28 protein-coding genes are annotated in these 25,929 nt (G+C 45.1%); 21 read left to right on the top strand and 7 right to left on the bottom strand.

The window, feature by feature from the left end; genetic code table 11:
* Window positions 1-70: 70 nt before the first annotated feature.
* Window positions 71-367 (top strand): transposase, encoded by a 297-nt coding sequence (locus BBA02S_RS14460; RefSeq protein ID WP_041100449.1) that lies wholly within the window; start codon window positions 71-73, stop codon window positions 365-367.
* Between the two features lie 8 nt (window positions 368-375).
* The gene (locus tag BBA02S_RS14455) at window positions 376-1,257 is read left to right on the top strand and encodes an IS3 family transposase (RefSeq protein ID WP_041100460.1); all 882 of its coding nucleotides are present in this window, start codon (window positions 376-378) and stop codon (window positions 1,255-1,257) included.
* A gap of 386 nt (window positions 1,258-1,643) precedes the next feature.
* Here the strand turns inward: BBA02S_RS14455 and BBA02S_RS20740 are convergent, their stop codons facing one another.
* Window positions 1,644-1,814, bottom strand: a complete 171-nt coding sequence (locus tag BBA02S_RS20740; protein ID WP_156141522.1) for a hypothetical protein — start codon at window positions 1,812-1,814, stop codon at window positions 1,644-1,646.
* Between the two features lie 204 nt (window positions 1,815-2,018).
* Here BBA02S_RS20740 and BBA02S_RS14450 point away from each other — a divergent pair, with 204 nt between their 5' ends.
* Window positions 2,019-3,233, top strand: coding sequence for an MFS transporter (locus BBA02S_RS14450; protein ID WP_041114411.1), 1,215 nt, complete (start codon window positions 2,019-2,021; stop codon window positions 3,231-3,233).
* Window positions 3,234-3,347: 114 nt separating this feature from the next.
* Here the strand turns inward: BBA02S_RS14450 and BBA02S_RS14445 are convergent, their stop codons facing one another.
* Entirely contained in the window at window positions 3,348-4,058 is a 711-nt protein-coding gene (locus BBA02S_RS14445; protein WP_231557222.1) for a hypothetical protein, read from the bottom strand.
* 220 nt (window positions 4,059-4,278) lie between these two features.
* On the opposite strand from BBA02S_RS14445, the gene BBA02S_RS14440 reads away from it, so the two are divergent.
* The 15 genes from BBA02S_RS14440 (at window position 4,279) to BBA02S_RS14370 (ending at window position 15,615) form a co-directional block, all read left to right on the top strand.
* Complete coding sequence (locus BBA02S_RS14440; RefSeq protein ID WP_052477411.1) at window positions 4,279-4,980, top strand: hypothetical protein; 702 nt, start codon at window positions 4,279-4,281, stop codon at window positions 4,978-4,980.
* 26 nt (window positions 4,981-5,006) lie between these two features.
* On the top strand, window positions 5,007-5,612 hold the full coding sequence (locus BBA02S_RS14435) for a hypothetical protein (RefSeq protein ID WP_041101380.1): 606 nt from the start codon (window positions 5,007-5,009) through the stop codon (window positions 5,610-5,612).
* 311 nt (window positions 5,613-5,923) lie between these two features.
* Entirely contained in the window at window positions 5,924-6,262 is a 339-nt protein-coding gene (locus BBA02S_RS14430; RefSeq protein ID WP_041101378.1) for a YmaF family protein, read from the top strand.
* 209 nt (window positions 6,263-6,471) lie between these two features.
* Window positions 6,472-6,732, top strand: a complete 261-nt coding sequence (locus BBA02S_RS14425; RefSeq protein WP_041101376.1) for a FeoA family protein — start codon at window positions 6,472-6,474, stop codon at window positions 6,730-6,732.
* Entirely contained in the window at window positions 6,729-7,454 is a 726-nt protein-coding gene (locus tag BBA02S_RS14420) for a FeoB small GTPase domain-containing protein (protein WP_041101374.1), read from the top strand. Before BBA02S_RS14425 ends, BBA02S_RS14420 begins: the two co-directional genes overlap by 4 nt.
* Window positions 7,426-8,823 carry a nucleoside recognition domain-containing protein gene (locus tag BBA02S_RS14415; RefSeq protein ID WP_041114399.1) on the top strand — a complete coding sequence of 466 codons (1,398 nt, stop codon included), beginning with the start codon at window positions 7,426-7,428 and terminating at the stop codon, window positions 8,821-8,823. Before BBA02S_RS14420 ends, BBA02S_RS14415 begins: the two co-directional genes overlap by 29 nt.
* Window positions 8,824-8,950: 127 nt before the next feature.
* The gene (locus BBA02S_RS14410; protein WP_041114400.1) at window positions 8,951-9,682 is read left to right on the top strand and encodes a ZIP family metal transporter; all 732 of its coding nucleotides are present in this window, start codon (window positions 8,951-8,953) and stop codon (window positions 9,680-9,682) included.
* A gap of 192 nt (window positions 9,683-9,874) precedes the next feature.
* Entirely contained in the window at window positions 9,875-10,423 is a 549-nt protein-coding gene (locus BBA02S_RS14405) for a GNAT family N-acetyltransferase (RefSeq protein ID WP_041114401.1), read from the top strand.
* 59 nt (window positions 10,424-10,482) lie between these two features.
* Window positions 10,483-11,031 carry a flavodoxin family protein gene (locus tag BBA02S_RS14400; RefSeq protein ID WP_041101366.1) on the top strand — a complete coding sequence of 183 codons (549 nt, stop codon included), beginning with the start codon at window positions 10,483-10,485 and terminating at the stop codon, window positions 11,029-11,031.
* 85 nt (window positions 11,032-11,116) lie between these two features.
* Complete coding sequence (locus tag BBA02S_RS14395) at window positions 11,117-11,539, top strand: YugN family protein (RefSeq protein WP_041101364.1); 423 nt, start codon at window positions 11,117-11,119, stop codon at window positions 11,537-11,539.
* Between the two features lie 337 nt (window positions 11,540-11,876).
* Window positions 11,877-13,334 carry a benzaldehyde dehydrogenase gene (gene yfmT, locus BBA02S_RS14390; RefSeq protein ID WP_041101362.1) on the top strand — a complete coding sequence of 486 codons (1,458 nt, stop codon included), beginning with the start codon at window positions 11,877-11,879 and terminating at the stop codon, window positions 13,332-13,334.
* 18 nt (window positions 13,335-13,352) lie between these two features.
* Window positions 13,353-14,216 (top strand): methyl-accepting chemotaxis protein, encoded by an 864-nt coding sequence (locus BBA02S_RS14385; protein ID WP_041101360.1) that lies wholly within the window; start codon window positions 13,353-13,355, stop codon window positions 14,214-14,216.
* A gap of 230 nt (window positions 14,217-14,446) precedes the next feature.
* Complete coding sequence (locus BBA02S_RS14380; RefSeq protein WP_041101358.1) at window positions 14,447-14,719, top strand: hypothetical protein; 273 nt, start codon at window positions 14,447-14,449, stop codon at window positions 14,717-14,719.
* Window positions 14,720-14,749: 30 nt separating this feature from the next.
* On the top strand, window positions 14,750-15,391 hold the full coding sequence (locus BBA02S_RS14375) for a hypothetical protein (protein WP_041101356.1): 642 nt from the start codon (window positions 14,750-14,752) through the stop codon (window positions 15,389-15,391).
* 20 nt (window positions 15,392-15,411) lie between these two features.
* A complete protein-coding gene (locus BBA02S_RS14370; RefSeq protein ID WP_041114402.1) occupies window positions 15,412-15,615 on the top strand; it encodes a hypothetical protein in 204 nt (67 codons plus the stop codon).
* 123 nt (window positions 15,616-15,738) lie between these two features.
* On the opposite strand, the gene BBA02S_RS14365 is transcribed toward BBA02S_RS14370, so the two are convergent.
* The 4 genes from BBA02S_RS14365 to ccsB form a co-directional block, all read right to left on the bottom strand.
* Window positions 15,739-16,620 carry a DMT family transporter gene (locus BBA02S_RS14365; protein WP_041101352.1) on the bottom strand — a complete coding sequence of 294 codons (882 nt, stop codon included), beginning with the start codon at window positions 16,618-16,620 and terminating at the stop codon, window positions 15,739-15,741.
* A 77-nt stretch (window positions 16,621-16,697) separates the two neighbouring features.
* Entirely contained in the window at window positions 16,698-17,888 is a 1,191-nt protein-coding gene (locus BBA02S_RS14360; RefSeq protein WP_231557223.1) for a PucR family transcriptional regulator, read from the bottom strand.
* Between the two features lie 200 nt (window positions 17,889-18,088).
* Window positions 18,089-18,868, bottom strand: coding sequence for a sulfite exporter TauE/SafE family protein (locus BBA02S_RS14355; protein ID WP_041114403.1), 780 nt, complete (start codon window positions 18,866-18,868; stop codon window positions 18,089-18,091).
* Between the two features lie 177 nt (window positions 18,869-19,045).
* Window positions 19,046-20,239, bottom strand: a complete 1,194-nt coding sequence (ccsB, locus tag BBA02S_RS14350; RefSeq protein ID WP_041101348.1) for a c-type cytochrome biogenesis protein CcsB — start codon at window positions 20,237-20,239, stop codon at window positions 19,046-19,048.
* Window positions 20,240-20,623: 384 nt separating this feature from the next.
* On the opposite strand from ccsB, the gene BBA02S_RS14345 reads away from it, so the two are divergent.
* On the top strand, window positions 20,624-21,913 hold the full coding sequence (locus BBA02S_RS14345; protein WP_041114404.1) for an MFS transporter: 1,290 nt from the start codon (window positions 20,624-20,626) through the stop codon (window positions 21,911-21,913).
* Window positions 21,914-22,110: 197 nt separating this feature from the next.
* On the opposite strand, the gene BBA02S_RS14340 is transcribed toward BBA02S_RS14345, so the two are convergent.
* On the bottom strand, window positions 22,111-23,463 hold the full coding sequence (locus BBA02S_RS14340) for an APC family permease (protein WP_041114405.1): 1,353 nt from the start codon (window positions 23,461-23,463) through the stop codon (window positions 22,111-22,113).
* A gap of 494 nt (window positions 23,464-23,957) precedes the next feature.
* Here BBA02S_RS14340 and BBA02S_RS14335 point away from each other — a divergent pair, with 494 nt between their 5' ends.
* Together BBA02S_RS14335 and nhaC are read left to right on the top strand one after the other, a co-directional pair.
* Window positions 23,958-24,224: a hypothetical protein gene (locus tag BBA02S_RS14335; protein WP_041114406.1), complete on the top strand. Its 267-nt coding sequence runs from the start codon at window positions 23,958-23,960 to the stop codon at window positions 24,222-24,224.
* Between the two features lie 246 nt (window positions 24,225-24,470).
* Window positions 24,471-25,919, top strand: a complete 1,449-nt coding sequence (gene nhaC, locus BBA02S_RS14330; RefSeq protein WP_041114407.1) for a Na+/H+ antiporter NhaC — start codon at window positions 24,471-24,473, stop codon at window positions 25,917-25,919.
* Window positions 25,920-25,929 lie beyond the last annotated feature (10 nt).

The raw sequence follows: 25,929 nt of genomic DNA, 5'->3' as shown, positions 1-25,929 counted from the left end.
TGATATGATCCCCCTATGGTAGACAGAAAAAAGAAAGCACATTAATCTGTCTACTATGGGGGGATGTTTTATGGGGAAAAAACGTAAAACTTACGATATAGCTTTTAAGAGAAAAGTGGTAGATCTGCATCTAAAAAAAGGAATGGGGTATAACGCTATTGCGAAAGAGTTAGGGATAGATAAAAATCAGGTGAGAAGATGGGTCAACTACTTTCAAGTTGAAGGGATAATTGGGCTTGAAGAGAAACGGGGAAAGTTTAAAGGAATCGGTAAAGGTAGACCTCGGGTGCTTCCAGAAGACCCGGAAACTAAAATAAAATTACTTGAGGCAGAGAATGAAATGCTAAAAAAGCTCTTAGGGATGTGAAAGGAGGAATGAATGAAGTTCCTGCAAAAGAAAAGTATCAGGTGATTAAAGAGATGTCTGGAGGAGACTTCTCCGTTCAATTATTATGTAGAATTGCAGGAGTGTCTAAGAGTGGGTACTACAAGTGGATGAAAAGGCAGTTATCCCCCTCTCAAAAACAAATAGAAAACGAAGCCATTAAAGAGAAAATCTTAGAGTGCCATGAAAAATTCAAGGGAATCTATGGTTATCGAAGAATATTAGTTTGGTTGCGTTTAACTTATAACTTGTCCATCAATCATAAACGTGTCCAGCGATTAATGAGTGAGTTGGGAATTCAAGCAGTCATCAGAAAGAAACGACCTTATTACGGAAAGAAGGAAGCTTATGTCGTGTCAGACAACCACCTGAATAGAGATTTTCAAGCGTCAAAGCCTAATGAAAAGTGGGTGACAGACATTACATACCTAATTTTTAATGGACAAAAGCTTTATCTTTCGGCCATTAAGGACTTATATAACAACGAGATAGTCGCTTACCAGATTAGCAATAGAAATGACCTGAAATTAGTGATAGACACACTTAGAAAAGCAAAAATAAAACGCAATGTAAAAGGAATACTCCTACATAGTGATCAAGGATATCAATACACATCACGTCTTTATAGCCAAATACTTAAAAAATATCAAATGAAACCAAGTATGTCCAGGAGGGGAAACTGTTGGGATAATGCTTGTATGGAGAGCTTTTTCAGCCACTTTAAATCGGAATGTTTTAATCTCTATTTTTTCCGGTCAGCCGCAGAGGTTAAGTTTGCCGTACAACAATATATCCGATTTTATAATCACCAGAGGTTTCAAAAGAAATTAAACAACCTGAGTCCTTATAAATATAGAACTCAGGCTAATTAATGGTGCTTATTTATTATTGTCTATTTGACAGGGGTCACTGCATGGATAAGGGGCTTTTCTGTCTGCTTGCGGGGGATGTTCAGGTGTATAAGGGTATAAAGAATTTACTCTTCAATGGGTTGCTTTGATCCGCCTTCGTCGTGCTGCGGCTCTATATTGGCAGCTTCTACATTATCACCAGATAACATGAACAAATAGACTTGTTTTATACGTCTGTCTTGTACCGTGTATTCGTACACTATCGTTGGCTCGCTTTTAAATACGACATGCAAGGAGACCGCAGGGCGTATGTCTATAACGTCTCTGCCGGAAATCTTCCATTGGTCATTTGGATATTTTTTGATTAAGTGTTTGTTTAATTCCTCGATTGCCTCATTTGTTTGGTGCTATACAATCAATGGCCTCGCGCTGTAAAAGGCTATTCCTCCAATCAGCAATAAACCTGCAACGATCCATAGAAATGTTCGTCTTTTCTTAGGAAACAAGAAGGTTAATAAACTGAGTCCGAGGGCAGCGCTAGTTAATATACCTAATTCAATGAGTGTAGTTGGAGACATATCTTGTCACTCCTTTAGGATATAGCCGTATAAGCCATCTGTTGTATTTATTTATTGATTCTACTTCTGTATCCTTGTTAATAGAAGGATAAAAGGGAGTCTTGAAAATGAAACTTGCTACAGTAAGATCTTTTGCCAAGGAATGGTGCAAAGGGCAGGAGGCATTCTCTTGTCGGATGGCAGGGAAAAGAAGCCGTGAGCGGGATGAGTAAGGAACAAGGAAGCAGCAAGAGATATATTCAACAGGGGACACCGGCTTTTAAGAAAGCGAATTTCGCTCTGTTCGCTGCGGCTTTTATTACGTTTGCCAATTTGTATGTGACCCAGCCGTTGTTGCCGGTTTTTGCGGAGGAATTTGACGTCACTCCGGCAATGGCGAGTTTGTCGCTGTCACTCACTACGCTTTCATTGGCCTTCGGATTGCTTATTTTCGGTTCGCTTTCTGAAGCCTGGGGAAGAAAAAACATCATGTCCATTTGTATTGTGGCCGCGTCTGTGTTAACGGCAGTGCTCGCTTGGTCGCCATCCTTTGAGCTGCTGCTTGCGCTACGCATTGTGCAGGGGGTTGCGTTTGCGGGCATCCCTTCTATAGCGATGGCGTATTTAGGAGAGGAGATCGAAGGAAAGAGCTTAGGCGTAGCGATGGGGCTCTACATAAGCGGAAATACGATTGGCGGGCTTGCCGGCAGGGTGCTCATGGGAACGATGACGGACTTGCTTTCCTGGAAGGCGGGCTTGGTCTTCTTAGGCAGCGTCAGTTTAATCGCTTGTATCTATTTTGTTTGGGCGCTGCCGCCGTCCAAGCATTTTCAGCCCCAGCCGTTAGCTTTAAAACCACTTTTCCGGTCGCTCGTTTCCCACTTGAAAGATGCGGTACTCGTGCCTTTATTTTTAATTGCTTTTTTCTCCATGGGGAGCTTTGTGACCGTTTTTAATTATCTTGGCTTTAAGCTGGCTGCGCCGCCTTACGAGCTGAGCCTGACCATTATAGGCTGGATTTTTCTCGTTTATTTAGTGGGCACCTTCAGCTCCGCCTGGTTCGGTATGCTGGCTGATAAGCATGGGCGTCCTGTGCTTTTAATCATCGGCATGCTGCTCATGATAGCAGGTGTGTTAGTGACATTGCCTGTGCCGATCGTCTATCAGCTTCTTGGGCTTGTCATTTTTACGTTTGGGTTTTTCGGGGCCCATTCTGTGGCCAGCGGATCGGTCAGCCAGCAGGCCACGCATGACATGGCTCAGGCCTCTTCTTTGTATTTATTTGCCTATTATTTAGGATCGAGTATTGGCGGATCAGCCGGCGGTGTCTTTTGGTCGCTGTTTGGCTGGCATGGCATCGTGGGCTTTGCTGTCGGTTTATTGGTGGTTTCTATGCTTTTAGCGTTAAGGATCAAACGATTATCGAAGATGCCAGCCTGATGAACAGGAACCGCTTCTTTATAGAGACGGCGCCCAGAGCGCACGGCATTTTACAGACAAGCTCCCTGCCCTCGCCTTGCTTGAATAAGACGGCGGCAGGGAGCTTGCTTTTTCTTATTTAAACACAAATCGTCTTTCGCCCTGACGGTTTTGCAGCTGAAAGAATGAAGGGGTGCTGACAAAGCGCTGAAGCAAGCCATATGCCTCGTCATCTGTTAATTCAGCAGGGATGGCGATGCCGCTGAATGATGCTGCGGTGATAGAGGTATGAAAATCATACTTGAACTCATAATCGCCGACATAGGCAAGGGCCAGTTTGCCTTTCCAATCAATTTGGTACACAGCGCCTGCTTTTTTAGTGAAGGCAATCGTATGAAAGGCGGCGGCATCATGGCCGAGCAAGTACACATCAAAGGCGGTCTGGTCAAAGTCAATCAGCTCCTGCTCCTCTTGGGACAGGAAATCAACAGCAAATTCTTTCCCGTCTAACGCCTCCGGGTCAAAAGGAGCTTGGTCACTGCCGACGAGAAAGCCCTTATCTCCCCACTCTTCAGAAGACAATGTACAGCTGTGGTAATTCCCCCAAACAATCTTTGCCTGCCAATCACTTAGTGCCTCTTCGTCCTGATCCTGATCCTCTTCTTCCTCTTCATCCGCATCTTCTTCATAATAATCAGCCGTTTCTATATGTAAATCAAAATACAATCCAGCTCGGCCGGCTAATTCGGCTTCTTCGCCGTATTTAAAATGCGCTCCCCATTTGAAAGCGGCAATTCGGTGACCGTTGGGCCACGGGTTGTCTGCGAAATAGATTCGATCCATCATCCTAAAGTCTCCTTTTCTGCTATTGTACAACAAAAATACCATATAACTTCAATTTATCTTCGCACGTTGAGAAGCGGCCAGCATGGCGAAGGAGAAGGGCTGGATTTGGCAGCTTGGCCTATAACCGCTCTTCTCCTTCGCCATTTTTAATGATTTTGATTGTATAATAGAAAGATGAAAAGCAGTAGCTGCACTGGAAAAAACGGAGGAGGTGAGAGACATGAGCGATATGTATGCGCTGATTTTGGCGAGCCCAGGCATGGCCGGGTATCCATTATTTAAAGATTATTGCAGGCTCAAAGATCAAGGGCTTCGTCAAGCTTCCTTTCAAAAGCTGGATGCTTTCTTGCAGAAAACAAGAGAGTGGGAGCAGGCAGAGAAGAGAGTGTTTGTCAGCCGGCTATTCTCCTTATGTGAAACAGCAGAGAATAGCCGAGAGCTGATTGTCTATCCATTAGAGCAAAGGCTGTTGAAGCCAGTGCTGGAGAGGTGGATGAAAGAGAAGGACTGCGATGCCCGCCCGTTCAAATGGCACGGTTTATTTCTAAGCTCGGAAAGCCGGCTGGAATATTTAGAGGCAGCCCTTGAAAAAAGCGGAAAGAAGGACCAGCAGGTGCTGGAGGCACTCATGGACTTTTATTCTCACTGCGTTTGGTACTCTTTTCACCACATTGCAGAAGATGCTTACTTAGGGGAGATCGAAGAGGACCGCCAAATGATCCAGCGGCTGAAAGCTTTGCACAAGTATATAACAGATGAAGAGCGGCAAAACGGGTGGAAAAAGGCAATTGCCGGGCATGAGGCGCTCCTGAATGACTGGACAGCGTTTATTAGCAGCGGTCAAACAGAAGGCTTCGCCGAATGGTGTGAAGAGAAGGGCAAAGCGTATAGCTTTACACAGGCGTTTTATTATGATGCTTAAAGCATCAAGAAGGGGAGGCGGGAAAGATGCCGATTAGAAAATTATTTCAGAAAAAAGACCAAGCAGCGCTGTTTTGGCAATGGTTTACGGAGGTGCAGCAGGACTACTATGAGCTTCCGGAGAGTGAACTGGAAAGACTGTTTGACCAGCTGGACAAGAGGCTGGGAAAAGTGAATAAGCAGCTTGTTTTTGAGTTTAGCGCAGAGCCTGTCGATGGAAAGCGGGAGTTTGTGATTAGTGCGGATGGGTTGGAGGAAGCGTTCCCCGCCGTTATAGAACTGGCGGATAAGGCCCCGCAGCTCGACGGCTTTCGTGTGACCGCCTTTCGCCAGCCATCCGATGAAGAGTATGAGGTGGCTCTTGGCGGGATAACGGTATCCAGCGAAGATGTGTACTTTGATTATCTGTATGATCCGGAAAGTGGTTTAGTGGACGTACGGTTGTTTATTAAGAATTTTGATCCAGAAAATGAAGCCTACGATGACGCTGCATTTATTATGCTGGACTCTGTGCTGGGTGAATATGACGCCGTGACGAAACTCGCTGCTGTAGAATTGCGGAAGCTTCATGAGACAGAGGGGCTGTATCCGATCCGGGAATTAAGAAGAAAGGTCATACAGTCAAGCAAATGAAAAAACTCCCGTTTGTATCCGCCAGCTTATTTTGATCTTGGCGCTTGCTTCTTTCTTGCAGCAGAGAGTCGGCTTCCCACTTTTCCCTGCTTTTAAAAAGCAGTTAAGGAATAGGCTGTTTCTTGAAGGCAAACACATAATTTTCTTTTTTGCGCCGTATAAATTAACAGGAAGGCGAATGACACGGAGGTGAAAGGGAAATCAGCCGGCCGCAGCTTTTTGAATATGCAAGCAGGCAGTTGTTTTTGAGAAGCGAGGCTCCAATAAGCAGCAACCTGGTCGTGAATATGTTCACAAGGAGTGAGTAGCTGATGCCGAAGATAAGCAGGGAGGATTTTGTCAAAGGCTTTGTGCCGCATCATAATCATGGTTCAGTTGATTACACGTCTGTTGAGGCTGGGCATGTTCATCAGTGTTTAGATGTGACTTCTCCGCCGATACAGACGCAAAACCATGGCCATATTCATTATACAGAGGGATACGTTGTTTTCGAAGACGGCCATACACATCACTATAAAGCCTATTCCGGACCCGCGATTCCAGTAGGGGATGGCATGCATGTTCATTATTATGATTTTTATACAACAGAGGATGACGGACATCGGCATCGCGTGCGGGGAGTAGACCAGCCGGCTCCGGGAGATAAATAAACGAACGGGCCATTTGTTCCAGTCAGATTTGTTAGCGGGGCCTTCCATCCATGTGTTAAATGGGTGGGAGGCTTTTTTGTGTTTATTTTTAAAGCCCAACATGAATTTTCGTTGACAATTATGTTTGCTTGCGCATATGATTAAGCATAAAGTTGCATCAAGGAAACATTTAAAAATAGAGTAAACATTATTTTGTGGGGGAATAAAATATGCCTGTTTCTAAAAAAATAGTGCCGCTTTCCGAATGCCAGCCTGGGGATTGCTTTTTGCTCCGAGAATTGAAAGTAGAAGGTGTGATGAGGAGAAGGCTGTTAGATTTAGGTTTCGTTGCAGGGGCTGAAATCTTAGTGCTTCAGAAAAGCCCTCTGGGTGATCCGGTTGCTTTCCGTGTGAGCCATACAACGATTGCTCTTCGCGAAGAAGAAAGCTCGTTGATTTTCGGAGAAATCATAAGGAGGGGACCCGCATGAGCGCAATTAAAGTGGCGTTAGCAGGAAATCCTAACACTGGAAAAAGCACATTGTTTAATACATTAACAGGCTTAAAGCAGCATACGGGGAATTGGCCCGGAAAGACAGTGATCCGGGCAGAAGGCTCTTTTGAACATAAAGGTGAAGAATATGTGCTCGTGGATCTGCCGGGGACGTATTCATTGTTTTCTAACTCAGCCGATGAAGAAGTCGCCCGGGATTACATTGTCTTTGAACAGCCGGATGCGACCATTGTTGTGTTGGATGCCACATCGTTGGAGCGGAATTTAAATTTAGCTTTTCAGGTGCTGGAGATGACCGACCGGGTGATTGTTTGTATTAACTTAATCGATGAGGCAGACAAAAAAGGCATTGTCATTGATGAGAAAAAACTGGCAGCGAAGCTCGGTGTTCCTGTCGTAAAGATGTCTGCACGAAATAAAATCGGCATTGACCTTTTATTGAACACCCTGGATCATTTGGTGAAAGAAAAAATAAATCCCTCTCCTTACCGCATGACTTATTCAGAAGAGATTGAAAGAAAGATTTCACAGATTGAAGCGCAAATTACCGGCCTTTTCGGTGCGGAGCTGCCATCAAGGTGGATCGCTCTCCGTTTATTAGATGGGGACGACGCCCTTGTGGCCAAATTGAAGGAGTATATCGATAAGAAGAAGGATGGGGTGACAGCTAATGAGCTTCCAATCAGCGCCAACTCCTAGATTGCTAGAGCAAATCGCCAACGAAGCAAAATCGGCCTCGAGCCATGAAATTCGCGATCAGATTGTCAGCAATATTTATCAAACGAGCAGGGCCGTTTGTGAAGAGGTGGTTCATTACAAACAGCCGCCGCAAGCACAGACAGAAAAGCTCGACCGGATTTTTACCTCCCGCATTTGGGGATTCCCGATCATGTTATCTATGCTTGGCATGGTCTTCTATTTAACGATTGCCGGCGCTAATGTGCCTTCTAGTATGCTGGCTTCAGCCTTTGGATGGGCAGAAGGAGAGCTGACCTTGTTGTTTCAGGCAATCAATGCGCCAGCATGGCTGCATGGTGTATTAGTGCTGGGCCTGTTTCGCGGAACAGGCTGGGTGATCAGTGTCATGCTGCCGCCGATGGCGATCTTTTTTCCAGTATTCGCCCTCTTGGAGAATTACGGATACCTTCCGCGTGTAGCTTTCAATATGGACCGCTTGTTTAAAAAAGCCGGCGCGCATGGAAAGCAATCGCTGACCATGGCAATGGGATTTGGCTGCAATGCCGCAGCCATCATGTCTACAAGGATTATTGAATCTCCTCGTGAACGGATGCTTGCCATTTTAACGAATAACTTTGTTCCTTGTAACGGAAGGTGGCCGACACTAATTTTATTAGCATCCTTGTTTATGGCTGTCGGTTACACCGGCGCTGCCGGCACACTTGTTACAGCTGCTGTATTAATGGGTATGGTGTTATTTGGAATTATTGTGACTTTAACTGTCTCATGGGTGTTATCAAAAACCGCCTTAAAAGGCGTGCCTACTCATTACACATTGGAACTGCCGCCCTTTCGCAAGCCGAAGTTTTGGAACACCGTTTTGCGGGCGAGCCTTGATAAAGCATGGTATGTATTAAAGCGTGCCGTCATTGTGGCCGCACCAGCATCTATTTTAACGTGGGTGTTTGCAAACATTTATGTAGGCGATACGAGTATATTAATGCATTTTATCCAGTTGCTGGACCCGTTCGGGCAAGCTTTGGGAATGGATGGATTCATTCTCGCTGCCTTTATCCTCGGCTTGCCGGCTAATGAAATCGTTATCCCGATTTTGATTATGGCTTATTTATCGCAAGGAGCGATGCTTGAGCTTGACGATCTTTCAGAATTGAAGCAGGTATTCCTCAACCATGGATGGACGTGGCTGACTGCGCTGAATATGATGCTGTTTTCCTTGCTTCATTACCCTTGCGGCACAACCCTTGTTAATATTTATAAAGAAACGAAAAGCACCAAATGGACATTTATGGCCTTTGCTATACCTACGGCCATTGCCATTGCCGTCACTTTCTTGACCGCTTCCATAGCAAGAGGCTTGGGCTGGGTATAATTGAAAGCGTCCCCTTTATTGTCAGCGAGTGCTGATCGTGAAGGGGGCGTTTTTTGCATCCCCTCTTTTCTGTACTGTTATAAAAGGGTTGTACATACATTGGTAATAGTAAACGCAGGGGGTATATATGGAACTTCTCTATATGACAAGCATAATCTATTCCTCTCTTTGCACATCATTAGGCGCTCTTCCAATTTTGTTTATCCGGAGAATGACCCACAGGGGGAAGGATAATTTACTGGCTTTCACCGCGGGAGTCATGGTGGCCGCTTCCACTTACGGATTAATTCCATCGGCTATTAAATTATCAAATGTGATTGTATTAACCATTGGCATATTAGTCGGCACCTTGTTTCTTACTATATTGGAAAAAAGCTTGCCCCATGTCGATCTGGAACATCGCTCGGGAGCACAAGTACCAGCCAGTGCCTATCTGTTAATGATTACGATGATTTTGCATAATTTGCCCGAGGGGTTATCCGTAGGTGTCAGCTATGCAAGCGAATATAAAGACCTTGGTCCGTTGGTGTCTTTTGCTATCGGCCTGCAGAATATCCCCGAGGGCTTTTTGATGGCCTTGTTTTTAGTCACTCAAGGGGCAGGCCGGTTGAAAGCGATTGTTTACACAACACTGGCAGGCTTCACTGAGCTTTTGGCTGCCTTATTTGGACTGGCATTTGGAGAAAAACTAGCAGGAGTGGTTCCTTACGGGCTAGCCTTTGCCGCCGGTGCGATGTTATTTATTGTCTATAAGGAACTGATTCCGGAAAGCCACGGAGACGGCAACGAGCGCTCATCAACGCTTTCCTTTATCCTTGGTCTGCTCACCATGATTTTATTGACCAGCTATCTTCGGTAAGAGTCGGGAGATCTACTCTCGCTCTTTCTTTTTTAGAGGAAATGCGGAAGGATGTATAGAAGTTCCAACAGAGAGTGCAGATGGTTTTGGCTGGGAAACGAGCCGGGGCTGTCATGTTTTTGAAAGCTGGTGTCTTCGTGGGAAAGTATCCTTCCTAATTTTTATAATAAATAGAGAGCTTGGTGAGAGAAAATGGTTTGTACAGACAAGGAAGTAATGATTCGGCCAATCGGAGAGCGGGATATGCCGCGGCTTTGGGAGCTGATGTATAAAGAGGAAGAGCCTGGATGGAAACAGTGGGATGCTCCTTACTTTCCTCATAGGCGCCTCACTTATGAAGAATTTCTCAATAAAAAAGAAGAGATGGTCAAGCAGGCACATCGCTGGGCGATAGAAGTCAATGAAGAGGTTGTTGGAACGGTCAATTATTACTGGGAACACAAGCCGTCAAAGTGGCTTGAGATGGGGATCGCTCTCTATGATCCGGCCTATTGGAATGGCGGATATGGCACAAGAGCTTTTCAACTATGGATCAATCATTTATTTGAGGATATGCCATTGGTTCGGGTGGGCTATACTACTTGGTCCGGTAATGGGCGGATGATAAAGCTGGGGGAGAAGCTTGGAGTGAAAATGGAGGGCAGGATCAGAAATGTACGCTACTATAATGGTGAATATTTCGATTCGATCCGGATGGGGATGCTGAGAGAGGAGTGGGAAGCTGCCCCGTGGTCCCCTTAAAGAGAAATGCACGTGCTCTCTAGCTGTATGAGCAGACAATAGGGAAAGGAATGAACTGAATGAAGATCACGACATTTATCGGCAGCTCCAGAGCAGAAAGCAACAGTGAGCTGCTGGCAGATTTGGTGACGAAAGAGATCAAGCATCGCAAACTCTATTTGCGAGATTTAGCGATTCAGCCGATTCATGATTTGCGCCATAAGGAAGGCGGCTTTCAGCCTGTAGAGGATGAGTATGACACAATTATTCACGCCTTTCTTGAAAGCGATGTTCTTATTTTTTCTACGCCCATTTACTGGTACAGCATGTCCGGCAGCATGAAAATTATGATTGACCGGCTCAGTCAAGCGATCCGGGATGAACGGTTTCCTCAATTGACGGAGCGCATCCAATCGGCAGAGGCGATCGTGCTTGCTGTTGGCGGGGATGAGCCAAAAATCAAAGGGCTGCCGCTCATTCAGCAATTTCGTTATACATTTGATTTCTTGAAGCTGCCTTTTTCTGCTTATATATTGGGGGAAGGGAACCGGCCTGGCGATATTTTGCAGGACCGGGAAGCGTTAATGCAGGCTGACCTTCTCAATCAGCGGCTCAAAGGGGCCAACTAGCCGGACGGCCTCTCTTCTTTGACTAGTTGTTTAGAAGCTTGCCATGCGGGTAAATGGAAAGCAATAACAGCAGAGGAGAGATAACATGATTAAGCTTGATACGGAGCTCGAAGGAAAGCGCGCACTATATGGAGAAGTCTGCCGGCTATTTGGAGATCACGGATTAGTCATTGGAGGGAACTGGGATTTTGATCAAGGAATGTTTGATACGACATTGTACAGCGATGGCGGAGAAAGCATTTACCTGCGGCTGCCATTCGATGTCGAATCGGGCATGCTGGACGAGGAGGATGCTTTGCTTGTCTTTAAAACTCCTTTTGTGATCAAGCATATCGCCAATATTGGTTTGGATGATGAAGAAAGCCCGGCGCTTGCCACAACAGGGCTCGATCAATTCCAAAGCCCGGAAGACAAAGATGCGCCGATTCATCAAAAAACGAACTGGGCGGTAGAAGGTGAACAGAAAGTAGCTGCCTTGATGGACGACATGCAATTCAGCCAGCTATAAAGAATGGGGATTAGCAGTCGGCTCGATTGGTTGAACAGTCGATTCTTTTATATACACGTATGTTGATAGTTACCGGATTACGTAAACGATAGGAAACAAAGAGGACACTAACACTCTGGAAGAGCTTTGCAGGAGCTACTGAGTGTAGTGTCTTTTTTTATTGTAAAGCCTGTGAAAAAATAGAAGAAACGATCGTGAAAAACAGATGATATAGCTGGATTTGGTAAGAATAAATATATTTTTTTCTAAAATCTTTCAATAAAATCCTAAACAAGGGATTTCATATACCGATAGTAATAGTGCTATGGAATGAATCTAAATCTGCTGGAGGGATATCATGTTAAACATTCAGTCTTTAAATAAGCAATTTATTGGCGGAGCATGGAGAGACGGGAAAAGCATGAACAAATTAGGTGATCGTAACCCATATAACGGGGAGCTGATTACGGAATTTCAAATGGCCGATGTTTCTGATGTGGACTCCGCTTATAAGGCGGCTTTACGTGCCAAGGAAGAATGGGGTAAGGTGAATCCTTACAAAAAACGGGATATTCTTGAAAAAGCGGTTACTTACATAGAAGATCATGAAGAAGAGATCACTGATATGATCATTGCTGAGCTGGGAGGCACACGGTTGAAAGCTGCCTTTGAGATCGGATTGGTGAAAAATATCATCAAAGAAGCAGCAACATTCCCTTTAAGAATGGAAGGAAGAATTTTGCCTTCAACAGAGGATGGAAAGGAAAATCGATTGTATCGCATTCCTGCTGGGGTAGTGGGAGTGATCAGCCCCTTTAATTTTCCCTTCTTTTTATCAGTCAAATCAGTTGCCCCAGCCTTAGGAGCCGGCAATGGAGTCGTGCTGAAGCCTCATGAAGATTCACCTGTCACCGGCGGGACGCTGATTGGCAAAATCTTTGAAGAAGCGGGTGTTCCCGGAGGATTGTTAAACGTAGTAGTGACAGACATCAAGGAAATTGGCGATTCATTCGTTGAACACCCTATTCCAAGAATCATCTCCTTTACCGGCTCAACAAAAGTAGGAAGCTACATCGGCCAGCTGGCGGTAAAAAACTTTAAAAAACCTCTTCTGGAGCTAGGCGGAAACAGCGCCTTTATCGTAATGGAAGACGCTGATATCGACTATGCGGTTCAGGCGGCTGTTTTTAGCCGTTTTACCCACCAAGGGCAAATTTGTATGTCAGCTAACCGCATTTTAGTTCAAAGGCCGCTTTATGAAGAGTTTGTATCTAAGTATGCAGAAAAGGTTTCTTCTCTTAAAGTAGGAGATCCGCGCGATCCGGATACTGTAATTGGACCGGTGATCAATGAAAGGCAGGCAGAGAATCTTCAATCTATTATTCAAAAAGGGATCGAGCTGGGGGCCAATCCTGTGCTGCGCGGGAACGCTTCGGGAAACTTGATAGAGCCGACCATTTTTGCAGATGTCACCCCGGAGATGGTATTGGCGCAAGAAGAGCTGTTCGGGCCGGTGGTCTGTGTGATTCCGTTTGATACCGAAGAAGAAGCTGTGGCCATTGCCAATGACACAAAGTTTGGCTTAAGCGGAGCTATTCACACGGCTAATCTTGAAAAAGGGGTAGAGATAGCGAAAAAAATTCATACAGGAATGATTCATGTCAATGATATTACGATTAATGATGAGCCCATCGTCGCTTTTGGCGGTGAAAAGCAGTCTGGTTTAGGGCGCCTGAATGGAGAATGGAGCTTAGACGAGTTTACAACTTTGCAGTGGGTTTCCGTGAATTTTGGACAGAGAAAATTCCCTTATTAATCAAAGGAGCAGATGATCATGACGCATGCCGTTCAACAAACAGAGCAAGAAGCCGAAATAATAGAAGCATTTATTAAAGTAGCCCCGTTTTTAAATCGACTGATTCATGAGGATATTACGGTTGGCGTGTATGATACAGAAAAATTAATTCTTAACATTCCCGCCAGCACCTTTTCTTTGAATGTTCATCCGGGCGATCCTCTTATGGAGGGAGACATTATTACTGATGCTATTAAGAATAATGAAGAAAAGAGCGCCATTGTTCCGAAAGAGCTATTTGGTTTTCCTCTCATTGCTCGCGCCATTCCATTGCATGACCAAAATGGGAAGGTCGTTGGGGGAGTAGGGGTTGGAACCAGCCTGGAAAAATCCAACCAGCTTCTTGAGGTGGCTGAGGATTTGTCAGCTATTGCGGAAGAAACAGAAGCATCCATTGAAGAAATTGCGAGCTCAGTAACCACACTGGCGGATAATGTCACCGGCGTAGCGGACCAAATAAAAGGTGTCAGCTTAAGTACAGAGGAAATTGGAAAGATTTCAACGGTAGTAAGAAATTTATCCGACCAAAGCAACCTGCTGGGACTGAATGCAGCGATTGAAGCGGCGAGAGCCGGAGAAGCAGGGAGGGGTTTTTCGGTTGTGGCTAATGAGATCAGAAAGCTGGCGACAAACTCCAAGGAAAATGTTTCTCAAATTGATACGATTACTAAGAGCATACAAGAGTTGATTTTAAAGCTGGATCAGGGATTTTCCGGTATCCACCACTTAACGGATACACAGGCTGCCGCTATACAAGAATTTTCGGCAACCATCCAAGAAGTCAGCAGAAGTGCTCAAAACTTAGCCAAAATGGCTGAAAGGTTACTAAAGGCAGCTGATTAATTTTTCACTCTTGAACGAGCGAGGTTTCAATAGCTGTCATTCACACAAGCCGTCCCGGAAGAAAGGTTTTCTTCTCCAGGGGCGGCTTATTATTTAGTGAAAATACGTCTGCCAGATGGCAGGCTGAGGAATTCGCTGAAATAAAATAAGATCATAGATTTGGTTAAAATCATCTAGCCAATCAAGTATGATAGAGCTATACGCACATGAATTGAAGGGCGGAGGACCTTATGCTGGAGTGGGTAGCAGAACTATTATTTTCCATAATCATTCCGCAGGATGATGCATTAGACACGAAAAAGATCGACCGTCATATAGCGAGGCTAAATCAATTTGATTGGTTTAAACAGATTTACACGGATGAAAGCTACCATCGTTCTTTTTTTGTTAACCGGAAGGTAAGATGGTATTTGCAAAGCTCTCTTCGCGTGAACAGGATGATCAAAAAGGAAAAAGCTCAAAGACGCTTCCTCGCTTTTTTAGACCGGCAAGTGAATCGTTAAGGCGTTTTGGCTTTGGAGGAGGCATGTCAGTTGAACAAATGGATGAAGGGGATTCTTGGTGCTGTTGCCATAGTTTTTCTGGGAATGATTGTACTCTATGTTTCTTTTGTTATTAGCATGAGGCCGGATAAGGAAAAGGAAGAAGAAGTCAGAAGCCAAGCGGCGCACTATTTGAAAGCCAATTTCCCCGATCACTTTCAAGTGTACGATACGCTGTATGATAATATGGGAAACTTTGAATTCGACTATGCTGCTAAGGTGAGAGATGAAGCAAACGGCATAGAGTTCTTAGTTTATTATGACAGCGAGGCTGAACAAATGACAGATACGTATATTGCCAAAAGCTGGACGCAAGAGCTAGAAAGGAACATCCTTCCTTATGTGAAAAAGACATTCGGGGAGCGGGCAAGAGCGGCCGTCTTTTTTGACGACCAGATCGGGAAGACATTAAAGCTTTCACCCGATCATCCAGGAAGCTATAAGGATTATCAGGCATCTCCCATGGTACGCTTGACCTTGCCGCGCAAAAAGAAGGATGGGGATGAACGGCTTGTCGAGGAGTTTATTTCTTTCCTAAAGACGGAAGCGGCAGTGAAGCAAGGGACAGTTGCGGTGGAGTATATCGCTGAAAACGGCGAAATATTAGGGGAAGAATGGAGCAAAGAGTGGTAAACAGAACTGGGGGGATAAGGATGAACAAACGGGCGAGAATGATCGTCGGCTTAATCGGTAATCTATTGCTATGCATGTTCGGTGTGTACCGGCTTATGACCGAAACGTCGGGCTCGATTTTTATACCGGCATTGTTCGCTATTGCGGGTTTGGTTGGCTGTATAGGAAGCCTGATGGAGCTCAGGAAAATCAGCCTTTCCGGAATAGAAGGAAAAAGAAAATAAAGGCTTGGAATATTTTTGTCATGAAAAAAGGAGGTGTATGGCTCTTTGTTGATACAGGTATGTTCAAAAAGAGCGATGCACCTCCCCGCTATTCTGTGTGCGGCAGAAGCCGCCGGCTTCAAATTAGCGCACATTCTTCGCCAATTGTTTTTTCGGAAACGCCGGCTTTGCTTCCGCAATCAAGATGGCCGCCATAATAAGTGTCGCCCCAATCGCCATCCGGGCCGTCAGCACTTCGTTCAAAAATAAAACGGACAGCAGCATGCCGAAAAATGATTCCATCGATAAGATAATGGCCGCCTTGGTGGCTGTTGTATACTGGTGGGCAATATTTTGAAAAAGGTAGGCCAGCGTTGTTGAAAACACAGCCAAATAAGCAATAGAGTAAAGAGCCTCTTTCTCCACTGTGTGAGGTATATCGCCGCGAATCAGCACGACGATAACGCTAATAAGAGAGGCTGTAAAGAACTGCATAATGGTTAGGGAAATAGCATCTTCTTTTTGAACAAACCGGTTCGTATAAAAGATGTCAAAGGCAAAGGCGACCGCACAAGCAAGAGACAAGGCATCGCCGATATTGATTGTCAAGGGACCCTGTAATGACAAAAAGCCAATCCCTGTAATAGCGATGAATGAGCCGGCCACTTCATAGCGGTCGAGCCGGCGCTTATAAACGAGATACGCAATGAGCGGCACAACCACCACATTGACAGCTGTTAAAAAAGCGTTTTTAGACGGTGTCGTATACTCCAAGCCGACGGTCTGCAACGCAAAGGCGATATATAAAATGGTGCCTAAGACCGCGCCTTTCCAAATGACCGGCTTTGAGAATGTCTTGAATTTGTATCCAAACAGCACGATCAATATGAGTGTAGCCAAAACAAAGCGCCCGGCCATCACTTGATAAGCATTTAAATAGTCAAGTGCAATAGCAGTGACAACGAAGCCGCTGCCCCACACAATGGCTGTAATCAGCAGCATTCCATCCCCTATATATTGTTTCATTTTTTCTCCTCCTGACTACTACCACCATATCACGAGAAACAGCCTAATGATTTAAGTGATTTTCTAAATTTTTCGTTTTATTTTTGTGCAGATTCCAACACTGCAGGAGATTCCTCCATAGCTTGCTGGAGCAAATACAACTTAACAGCTGCCGATAAATGCTCATAAAAAATGAGTTCGCTGCTCAACGGCTCAATGAGCTGGCGTATCTTCATCATGCGGTAGCGAATCGTGTTCGGATGGCAGTGTTGGATGGCGGCCGTTTCTTTTACATTGCCTTTTTTCAGTACAAATGTTACCGCTGTATTGAGCAGGTCGCGATCAGCCTTTCCTTCCAACAGCCTTCCCAGGTACGTATGTACATAGTTATTGGCAAAGGGCGCATCTTTTCGGTAGAGCTCGATCAGCAGCTGATCGGAAGCAAGCTGTTCATAGTGACAGGCAGGGCTCCTGCCGATTTCAGCCATGATGCGCGCGTAATAAGCCTCCCTGACAGAAAGGTGGAGGCCGGTGTGCGTTGAGTGAACCTGGCTGTAGCCAATCGTTAATGAATCGATAGGCAGGGAACAAAGAGCGAGCTGCTCCTTTACCTTTTTTTCGAAGGCCAGCTGTTTGTGATTGCCCGTGAAAAGGATGAAAAGGCTGTTTTTAAATGGAGCCACCATGCCGGGTTCTAAGAGAGGAGCCAATCGGGATAAAGCAGGCACCTGTTCTATGCTTGCTATTCCATTCATTTGAATATTGGCTGCACATACATACTTTCCAAACGGCTGATTTATTTTTTGAAGGAAGGCTTGGATGTCACTCTCTGATAGCTCCTCTTCGATAGAGCGTTGCATCATACGCTCCAAAAAGAGAGAATGATCGTTTTTCTTTATATGGCTCATTACCTCCATAATAATGTCTTCAAAAAACTCATCTCCGCCAAAGCGCAAAATAGGGAAGCCTTGTTCATTGGCAAAAGTGAGGACGTTATCGGGCAAATCTTTAAAAATAACTGGCTTATAGGCTAGAGCACTTACTTTTAATTCTATCAGTTTTTTCATCATATCAATTAAACGTTCGGGAGCTTGGCTCGCAAATAATAGGCTGCTCAGTACAAGGCTGCCGGGGTTGAACACAGTATCCCTTACTTGCTCGATACCGGGAGCGAATTCAAAATCTAAAATTTCAACACGTTGGACTCGATTATTTAATGCCTGGCTGCCCGCTGCTACCGAGAAGTCTTTAGTAATAGGCAGCTGCAGCAACTCCTTTACTGTCATCATGACCGATCACCCTTTCCAACCATACAGATATCATGATTATAAAGCATTATGCAAGGAGATAGACGATATATTCGCAATGGCCGGAGCCGCTTGTTTTTTCTGCTGTACAGAACAAAAGGAAGAGGGGCCGAAAGATCGTTTAGCTGAAACGCTTCAAGCTGCCGGGAAGTGCGGCAGCTTGGAAGGTCACTGGTTTTAATTTAAGAAAACAGGCGGGTCTGCATATAATCCCAGAAGCTTTTTCCGATGAGGAGGACCGTTATCATAATAAACAGCACTTTTACATAAGAGGCACCGCTTTTTATCGCTACTCTAGACCCTGCCAGAGCGCCCAGCACCATCGCTAGCCCCATGGGAATTCCGTAAAAGAAGTTCACTGAATCAAACCCAATAAATGTAAGGAGTGCGGCTAAATTACTGCCGAAATTTAACGCTTTTGCATTGCCGGCCGCTTGAACAAAATCAAAGCCCAGCAGCAAAAAAGCAAAAAGCAGAAACGAGCCGGTTCCGGCCCCTAAAAAGCCGTCATAAAATCCGATCACGAAGGCGGCACTAATAATGAACAGCGCCATTTTAAAGGACAGCTGCCTAAAGGTAGATTCCATTCCCCAATCCCTTTTCAGCAGTGTATAGACGGTCACAAGAATAAGAAGAACCAGAATGAGCGGTTTTAAAAATTCAGACGGTATGAGCTGTACGATGTAGACCCCTATGGCAGATCCAATAACGGAAAGAGGAAGCAATTTTAATACAAGCTTCGTATGAATCTTTCCCGAGCGAAGAAAAGAAATCGTGCTTGTCAGGGCTCCCATCGTGGCTGCCAGCTTATTCGTTCCTAATGCGACAGCGGGAGAGAGCCCGGTAAACAGCAAGGCAGGGATAGAGATTAGTCCGCCGCCGCCTACCACCGCATCAATAAAAGCCGCCGCAAAACCAGCTGCAATCAAAAAAGCTAATAAACCAAAATGAATTTCTTCCATACCATTCCCCTCCAATACGTGTATATTTTAACAGAAAATAACAAGGGGAGGCAGACTTTCACAGGTTTTCCGAGGAGAAACAAGGGGCAAATAGGCCTTCTTATGGTTATTTCGCATTTCGATCCGGAGGCAAAAGAAAAAGCCCCGTCTCATTGATTTGACGGAGGCCAGATAGGATTACGCATAAGAATGCAATCCTGAAATGATCAAATTGACGAACACTTGATTAAAAATAATAATTCCGAAACCGATCAAGGCCATCCAAGCTGTTCTTTCGCCTTCCCAGCCTTTGCCGATTCTTAGGTGCAGCAAGGCGGCGTAAAACAAGAACGTAATAAGTGCCCAAACTTCTTTCGGGTCCCAGCCCCAAAATCGGCTCCAGGCCATTTGCGCCCAAATCATAGCGAATATTAAGCCGCCAAGGGCAAATAAAGGAAATCCGATGACCACTGATCTGTATGTGACCTCATCCATTAAGTCGGCATTTACCTTTTGTGAAAAAGGCTTGATTAAAGAGATCATTTTCCGCTTGGTTATGAGGCGAATGAGCGCATAAACGAGGGAGCCGGTTAGAAATGCCCAAATAATCGTGTTTAGTTTTTTAGCGTCGATGATGACAGGGATTTCAACCAGACCGTTTTTATCGCGCAAAGCCTCTGTGCTGGCCGGTGACTTGACAACAACGGAATCTTTCGGGACGGTAATGGCCGGCAACTGATAGTCATAGACTTCTATTTTTTGCTGGCGGTTTTCAAACATCACATATTTCTTATATCCCGTCACATTAAATGAAGTCGTAATGAGGATGAAGCCTAGTACAACAGTTAAAAAGTACATCGTTAATTCCAAGAAAAAAGTTTGTTTGCTTTTTTCGTTCACATCAATCGTTTTTAATAAAAAAATGAATCCGGTAATAAAGGATATAGATAAAATAGCGCTTGAAAAAGCGACAGTTATCACATGGATAGTCAGCCATTTACTTTGTAAAGCAGGAATAAGCGGAGAAATTTCTTTGGAAAAAGCGTTGGCGTAACCAAGAATGAGCAGAGCTATTGGAAGAACAAAAAGCCCCATGACACTTTGGCGGTAAAGATAGTACATAATCAAGAAGCTGCCCACCAGCATGATTCCAAAGAAAGTCATAAATTCATAAAGATTACTTACAGGGGCATGCCCTGAAACATACCATCTGCTTATAAAGTAAAATAATTGCAAAACAAAGCCTGCTATAGTTAAGGCAAGCCCCATTCTGGCAAAAGCTTTCTTTTTTGATTTTACTGATAACCCCCAAGGGACAATAGCAATTAAATAAATTAAAAAAGAAATATACAGTGCGGTGCTGCTTAATTCAATGAGCGAAACGCCGGACATTCAAATCCCTCCCCAAGCCTTTTGCAAGGCGGCAGATAGCTCTTTATCTGCTGATTTCCTTCACATTTTTTGAATATAAAACCAGTATATCTTTCATTGCTCCATTTTTGTAAATATATGTGTGAACGTTGTGTGTCTCTCATTCGGGCAGATTGACCGTTCATACTTTTGTAAGAGAAGCAGCCATATTCGGTGGATCCCAGCAAGGCTGCCGCTCTTGATTATTTTCATATTTACCCTGGTGGGTTTATAGAGTAGAATGAAATAGAGACTCATTTAGTGGCAGTATTCTGCTATTAATGTAATAGAATGACAGTGTTAAAAAGCAGTAGGATCGAACAAAGTAAAAGCATAAAAGAAAAGGGTTAGAAGGAAGGGACAGGGATGGAGTACAAAAGTAAGGATTCAGCTGCAGTCCAAGAGCAACCGGTTTGGCTGCAAAGTTATATACATTCTCCGGAGAAGCAGAACAAGCTGTACCGGCGGACGTTAATGATCGTCGTGCTGTCGCAAATTTTTGGCGGGGCCGGGCTTGCTGCCGGCATTACGGTTGGCGCTCTGCTCGCCCGCAGCATGTTAGGCACAGATGGCTTTGCGGGGGTTCCAACAGCTCTGTTTACTCTTGGCTCTGCTGGAGCTGCGCTGTTAGTCGGAAGGCTATCCCAGCGTTTTGGTCGTCGTCTCGGCTTAGCTGCCGGTTTTTTGGCTGGCGGTTTGGGAGCCATTGGGGTAGTTCTTGCCGCAGTCACAGATAACCTTATCCTGCTTTTTGCTTCCTTGCTGATTTATGGTTCCGGCACGGCGACCAATTTGCAGGCGCGCTATGCAGGAACCGATTTAGCGGCTTCTGCCAAAAGGGCAACGGCTGTCAGCATCGCCATGGTATCTACGACGCTTGGTGCGGTTGCCGGTCCCAATCTCGTCGGTATTATGGGCGAGTTTGCCATGTCTATAGGTGTTCCTGCTTTAGCCGGGCCCTTTATTTTGGCCGCTGCTGCTTATACACTCGCCGGTTTGGTGATTTTCTTTTTGCTTCGTCCAGATCCTTTGATCGTCGCAAAAGCAGTTGGAGAAGAACAAAAAGCCTGCTCGTCTGCAGAGGCGGGGCAACTGGCCACCGACCGCCGAGGCGTTGTTGTTGGTGCCGCAATTATGATTCTGACTCAACTCGTGATGGTGGCGATTATGACGATGACCCCTGTTCATATGGGACATCATGGCCACCATTTGAACGAGGTGGGGCTCGTCATTGGCATCCATGTCGGCGCCATGTACCTTCCTTCGCTCGTAACCGGCCTTCTTGTTGATAAGGCAGGACGTACAGCGATGGCTGTTGCTTCTGGGGTTACATTGCTTGCTGCCGGTCTTTTAGCGGCTTTCGCTCCTGCGGATTCACTATTCTTGCTGATTGCCGCACTTGCCTTGCTTGGGCTCGGCTGGAACTTTGGGCTGATTAGCGGAACCACATTAATCGTTGATGCCACTCTGCCGTCTGACCGTGCGAAGGTTCAAGGGACAGTCGATGTGCTGGTTGCTTTGTCTGGCGCGACTGGCGGAGTTCTTTCCGGCATAATAGCTGCTTATTCAAGCTATGCTGCCCTTTCGCTTCTTGGCGGCTTGCTGTCGCTGTTGCTTGTTCCTGTTGTTATCTGGGCGCGGAGACATCCTTCCTGAAATGGATTGGAAGCTGCCGCTCGGCCATAACAATTGCCTGAACGTTTTTATTTCAAGAAGAAGGCAGTCAAAGAGACCGCCCCAACAAGATCCTCTTTCATGATCTTTTGGGTCGGTCTCTTTATTTTTCTTCAAAACAGGCGGAGAACAATCTGCCCGTTTTTATTTCAGAGACGTATGGACAGCTCCTTCATCTGTTATAAGGAAGCCGATTTTTCTTCCTCCATATGAATGTCAGACAGTTTGGTTTTAGAAAACTTCATCAGGAATAGCATGTACACAACACCAATACTGACCCAAACGAGTCCGGCCACCAGCGCATCCATGTGCAGGTGATACCATAAGATGCCGGTTAAGCCTGCTCCGATAAGAGGCATAATCAAGTAAGAGAAAATATCTTTTGGTGTTTTATATTTCTTTTGCTTGAATACAAAGTAAGCGATAACAGATAGATTCACGAATGTGAAAGCAATCAGCGCGCCAAAGTTAATGACCGCTGAGATTAATTCCAAGCTTGGAGCAATGGCAAGTAATGAAACAACTCCGACAAATATGACGTTGAAGGCAGGTGTCCGGAATCGCGGATGAATGTAACCGAACATCCTGCGAGGCAGCACGCCGTTTCGGCCCATTACATAAAGCAGGCGGGAGACGCTGGCATGAGAGGCAAGCCCCGATGCCACGGTGGCCGCAAAAGCTCCCGACAGGAAAAAGAGCTTAAAGATCGATCCGCCGACGAATAAGCCGATTTCCGGCAATGTATCGTCTGTTACTTTAAAGCCCGACAAGTCCGGGAACAGAGCTTGGGCAAAGTAACTGCAAACAAAGAAAATTCCTCCGCCAATCAGTACCGTAAGCATAATGGCTTTGGGCATAATCTTCTGGTCAACAGCTTCTTCGGTGTACATCGTCACCGCATCAAACCCGATAAAGGAGAAACACACGACAGTCGCTCCTGTTAAAATGGCCGTCAGATGAATGTCGGCATGGAATAACGGCTGAGTCGTAAAAATCGTTCCTTGCCCCATTCCGCTCGATAACTGTTTAAAGGCAAGAACTAAAAAAGCTCCGATTAAGACGACCTCAAAAACGACGAGAAGGGAATTCAGCCCGGATGTTTTTCCCATTCCCCACATATTAATGGCGGTAATGATGACTACGTAGACAACCACCCAGATCCATGAAGGAATATCAGGAAAAACAGATTCCATATAAAGACGGATAATAAGGGCATTAATCATGGGAAGCAGCAAATAATCCAATAAGGAAGCCCAGCCGACTAAAAAGCCGAGCAGAGGGTTCATTGTTTCTCTCGTATACGTATAGGCAGATCCTGCGCTTGGAAATACCTGAACCATTTTTCCATAACTAATAGCTGTAAATAACATAACGATTAAAGCGGCGATGTAGGCGAGGGGGACCACTCCGTTTGTTTCTTTGGAAACGATTCCAAATGTGTCAAACACAACAGTAGGCGTCATGTAGCCCAGCCCGAGACCGACAATAGCCCAAAGTCCAAGGGAACGTTTCAGTGTATGGTTTTCTGACATGTATTCACTCTCCTTTTTATTCCTAAGTTGTTCAAATCAGTATTTAAAGAGTCATATTTCTTGAAAATTCAGAAATATGGAGAGATTTTAAGGCGATGGTTCAGTCCTGTATACGTCCTCCCTCCTTTGGTTTCTGCCTTAAAAGTTCCTTTGTTGTATACTGTTGCAATTTTTGCGCCAATTTATCTAATCCGGCTGTGAAAGCCGTTTATTTATTTAAATAAGCACTAAAGCTGTCAAACGTTGAAGAAAATATAGGAAAAAGAACGCTCTTTTTCTATGAAATATTGCATAATTTAGTTTATTTTGCATAAAAACAGCTTGGATGCACGTTTATCATTGGTAAATGCAGGTAAAAAGCTCTATGGTCGAGAAGACGAGAGGAGGGAGGGCTTCTTCATCCGTGTGCAAGAAGGTGACCTGACCCGCTGCTCTTATGTGCAATCTTTGCATAGGTGCTGTTCGTTTTGATTGTTTTATAGGAAAGGTACTCTTTGGCAAATGAAACGCACCGCCTGATGGCTAATCATGCGCGCCTTTCTTTCTCATCCTTTTACTTTAAACAGGCGGTGGGACATCCGGGGATATCTATTCAAACACTTGCGGAAAAAGCTGTGCTCGCCGAAAGTGTCTGTTTTCACCCCTATCAGCCTGTTTTAGAGAAGAAAAAAGAGGGGCCGACCTGCAATGGTCCGCAGACGAGCCATCATCAAAGCAATGATCAGCGGCAAGAACTTCTCATTGTTAAGAAATCATTATAAAAATTGCGAAATGAGTGTGCGGACAGCTGAGAGCTGAGAAAACAGCCTGCATTTGCCCGGGAAGGATCAGCTCGTTGTTTAGGCTTCTTATAAATGAGAAACCTGGAGCTGTTAGTCGAGGAAAATAGCGGTTTTTTATTGGTATGTATTTTGCATTCATATGTAAGCGCTTTACTGATCTTGATAAATAAGATTTTAGCTTAGTCAAATGCCGATTGCGAAACAAATGAAGAGAGGGGTAACGATATGAAAGAAAACGTTAGGAAAAAGGTGAAAAAGCCTTCTATATGGCTGGCTTTAGTGCCGGTTTTATTTATGGTCGTTTCTTTATCTGTATCTGTTATCAAGTTTGAAGCAGAACCGCACATTCCGCTGTTTCTAAGCACGATTGTCGCTGCGGTGATTGCGGTACGGCTAGGGCACAGCTGGACAGACATTGAAAAAAGCATTTTAAAAACGATCATGCTGTCGCTTCAAGCGATTCTGATTTTAATGATTATTGGAACGCTGATGGGCACCTGGCTGGCAGGAGGCATTGTGCCGACCATGATCTATTATGGCTTGGAAATCATTTCACCGGCTTATTATTTGCTTGCCGCCTGCTTAATTTGCTGCATTGTCAGCATGGCAGCCGGAAATGCATGGTCAGCTGCAGGAACAGTCGGCATTGCACTCATGGGGATTGGACAAGGATTGGGCGTGCCTCTGCCGATGGTGGCAGGAGCGATTGTTTCCGGCGTTTACTTTGGAGATAAGATGTCCCCTTTGTCCGAAACCACCAATTTGGCCCCTGCGGTTGTCGGCATCGGCCTGTTTGATCATATCCGGAATATGATTTATACAACGGGCCCGGCACTGGTGATTGCTCTCATTTTATATGGAATTCTTGGCATTAAATATTTTGGAGAAGGGTCCCGTGTCAATGATGTTGAGCTTATTCAAAGCATTCTGACCGACCAATTTATTATTTCTCCATTGCTGCTGATTCCGCCTCTCTTTATTATTGTCATACTTGTGCTTAAGATCCCTGCGATACCTGGGCTGACAATCGGGTCCATTGCAGGCGCTTTGTGCGCGCTATTCGTGCAAGGAGCCGGACTGAACGATGTCATCGCTGCCATGCACACCGGCTTTGCAGCTGACACTGGCAATGTGATTACAGATGAGCTGCTTAACCAAGGCGGAATTGAAAATATGATGAGCATGATTGCGCTTGTACTGATCGCTATGAGTTTTGGAGGCGTGCTTGAGAAAGCGCAGATTCTAGAAACCATTGTGCAGGCGTTAGTCAGCAGAATAAAAAGAACCGGCAGCTTAATTGCTACTACAGTGGTTACCTGCTTTTCAGCTAACGCTGTCGGGTGTGAACAATACATGTCAATTATTATTCCAGGACGCATGTACTTATCGGAATATAAAAAAAGAGGCCTTCATCCGAAGGTATTGGCCCGTACACTGGAAGATGCAGGCACGATGAGTTCGCCGCTTATTCCCTGGACAACATGCGGGGTCTTTATGCTTGGTGTGCTCGGCGTAAGTGCCTTTGAATATGCACCCTATGCGTTCCTTGCTTGGATTAGCCCGATCATCGCTGTTATTTATGGCTATTTCAATATTAAGATCGATCGGATTCCAGCTGAAAGCGGACAGAAGAGTGAAGGGCTTGTAAGAACGATGGATAAAATGGCTCCTTGATTCATCTAAT

The organism is Bacillus badius NBRC 15713 (assembly GCF_001591605.1).
GTDB classification, from domain to species: Bacteria; Bacillota; Bacilli; order Bacillales; family Domibacillaceae; genus Pseudobacillus; species Pseudobacillus badius.
This window is presented reverse-complemented; position numbering and strand designations above follow the sequence as displayed.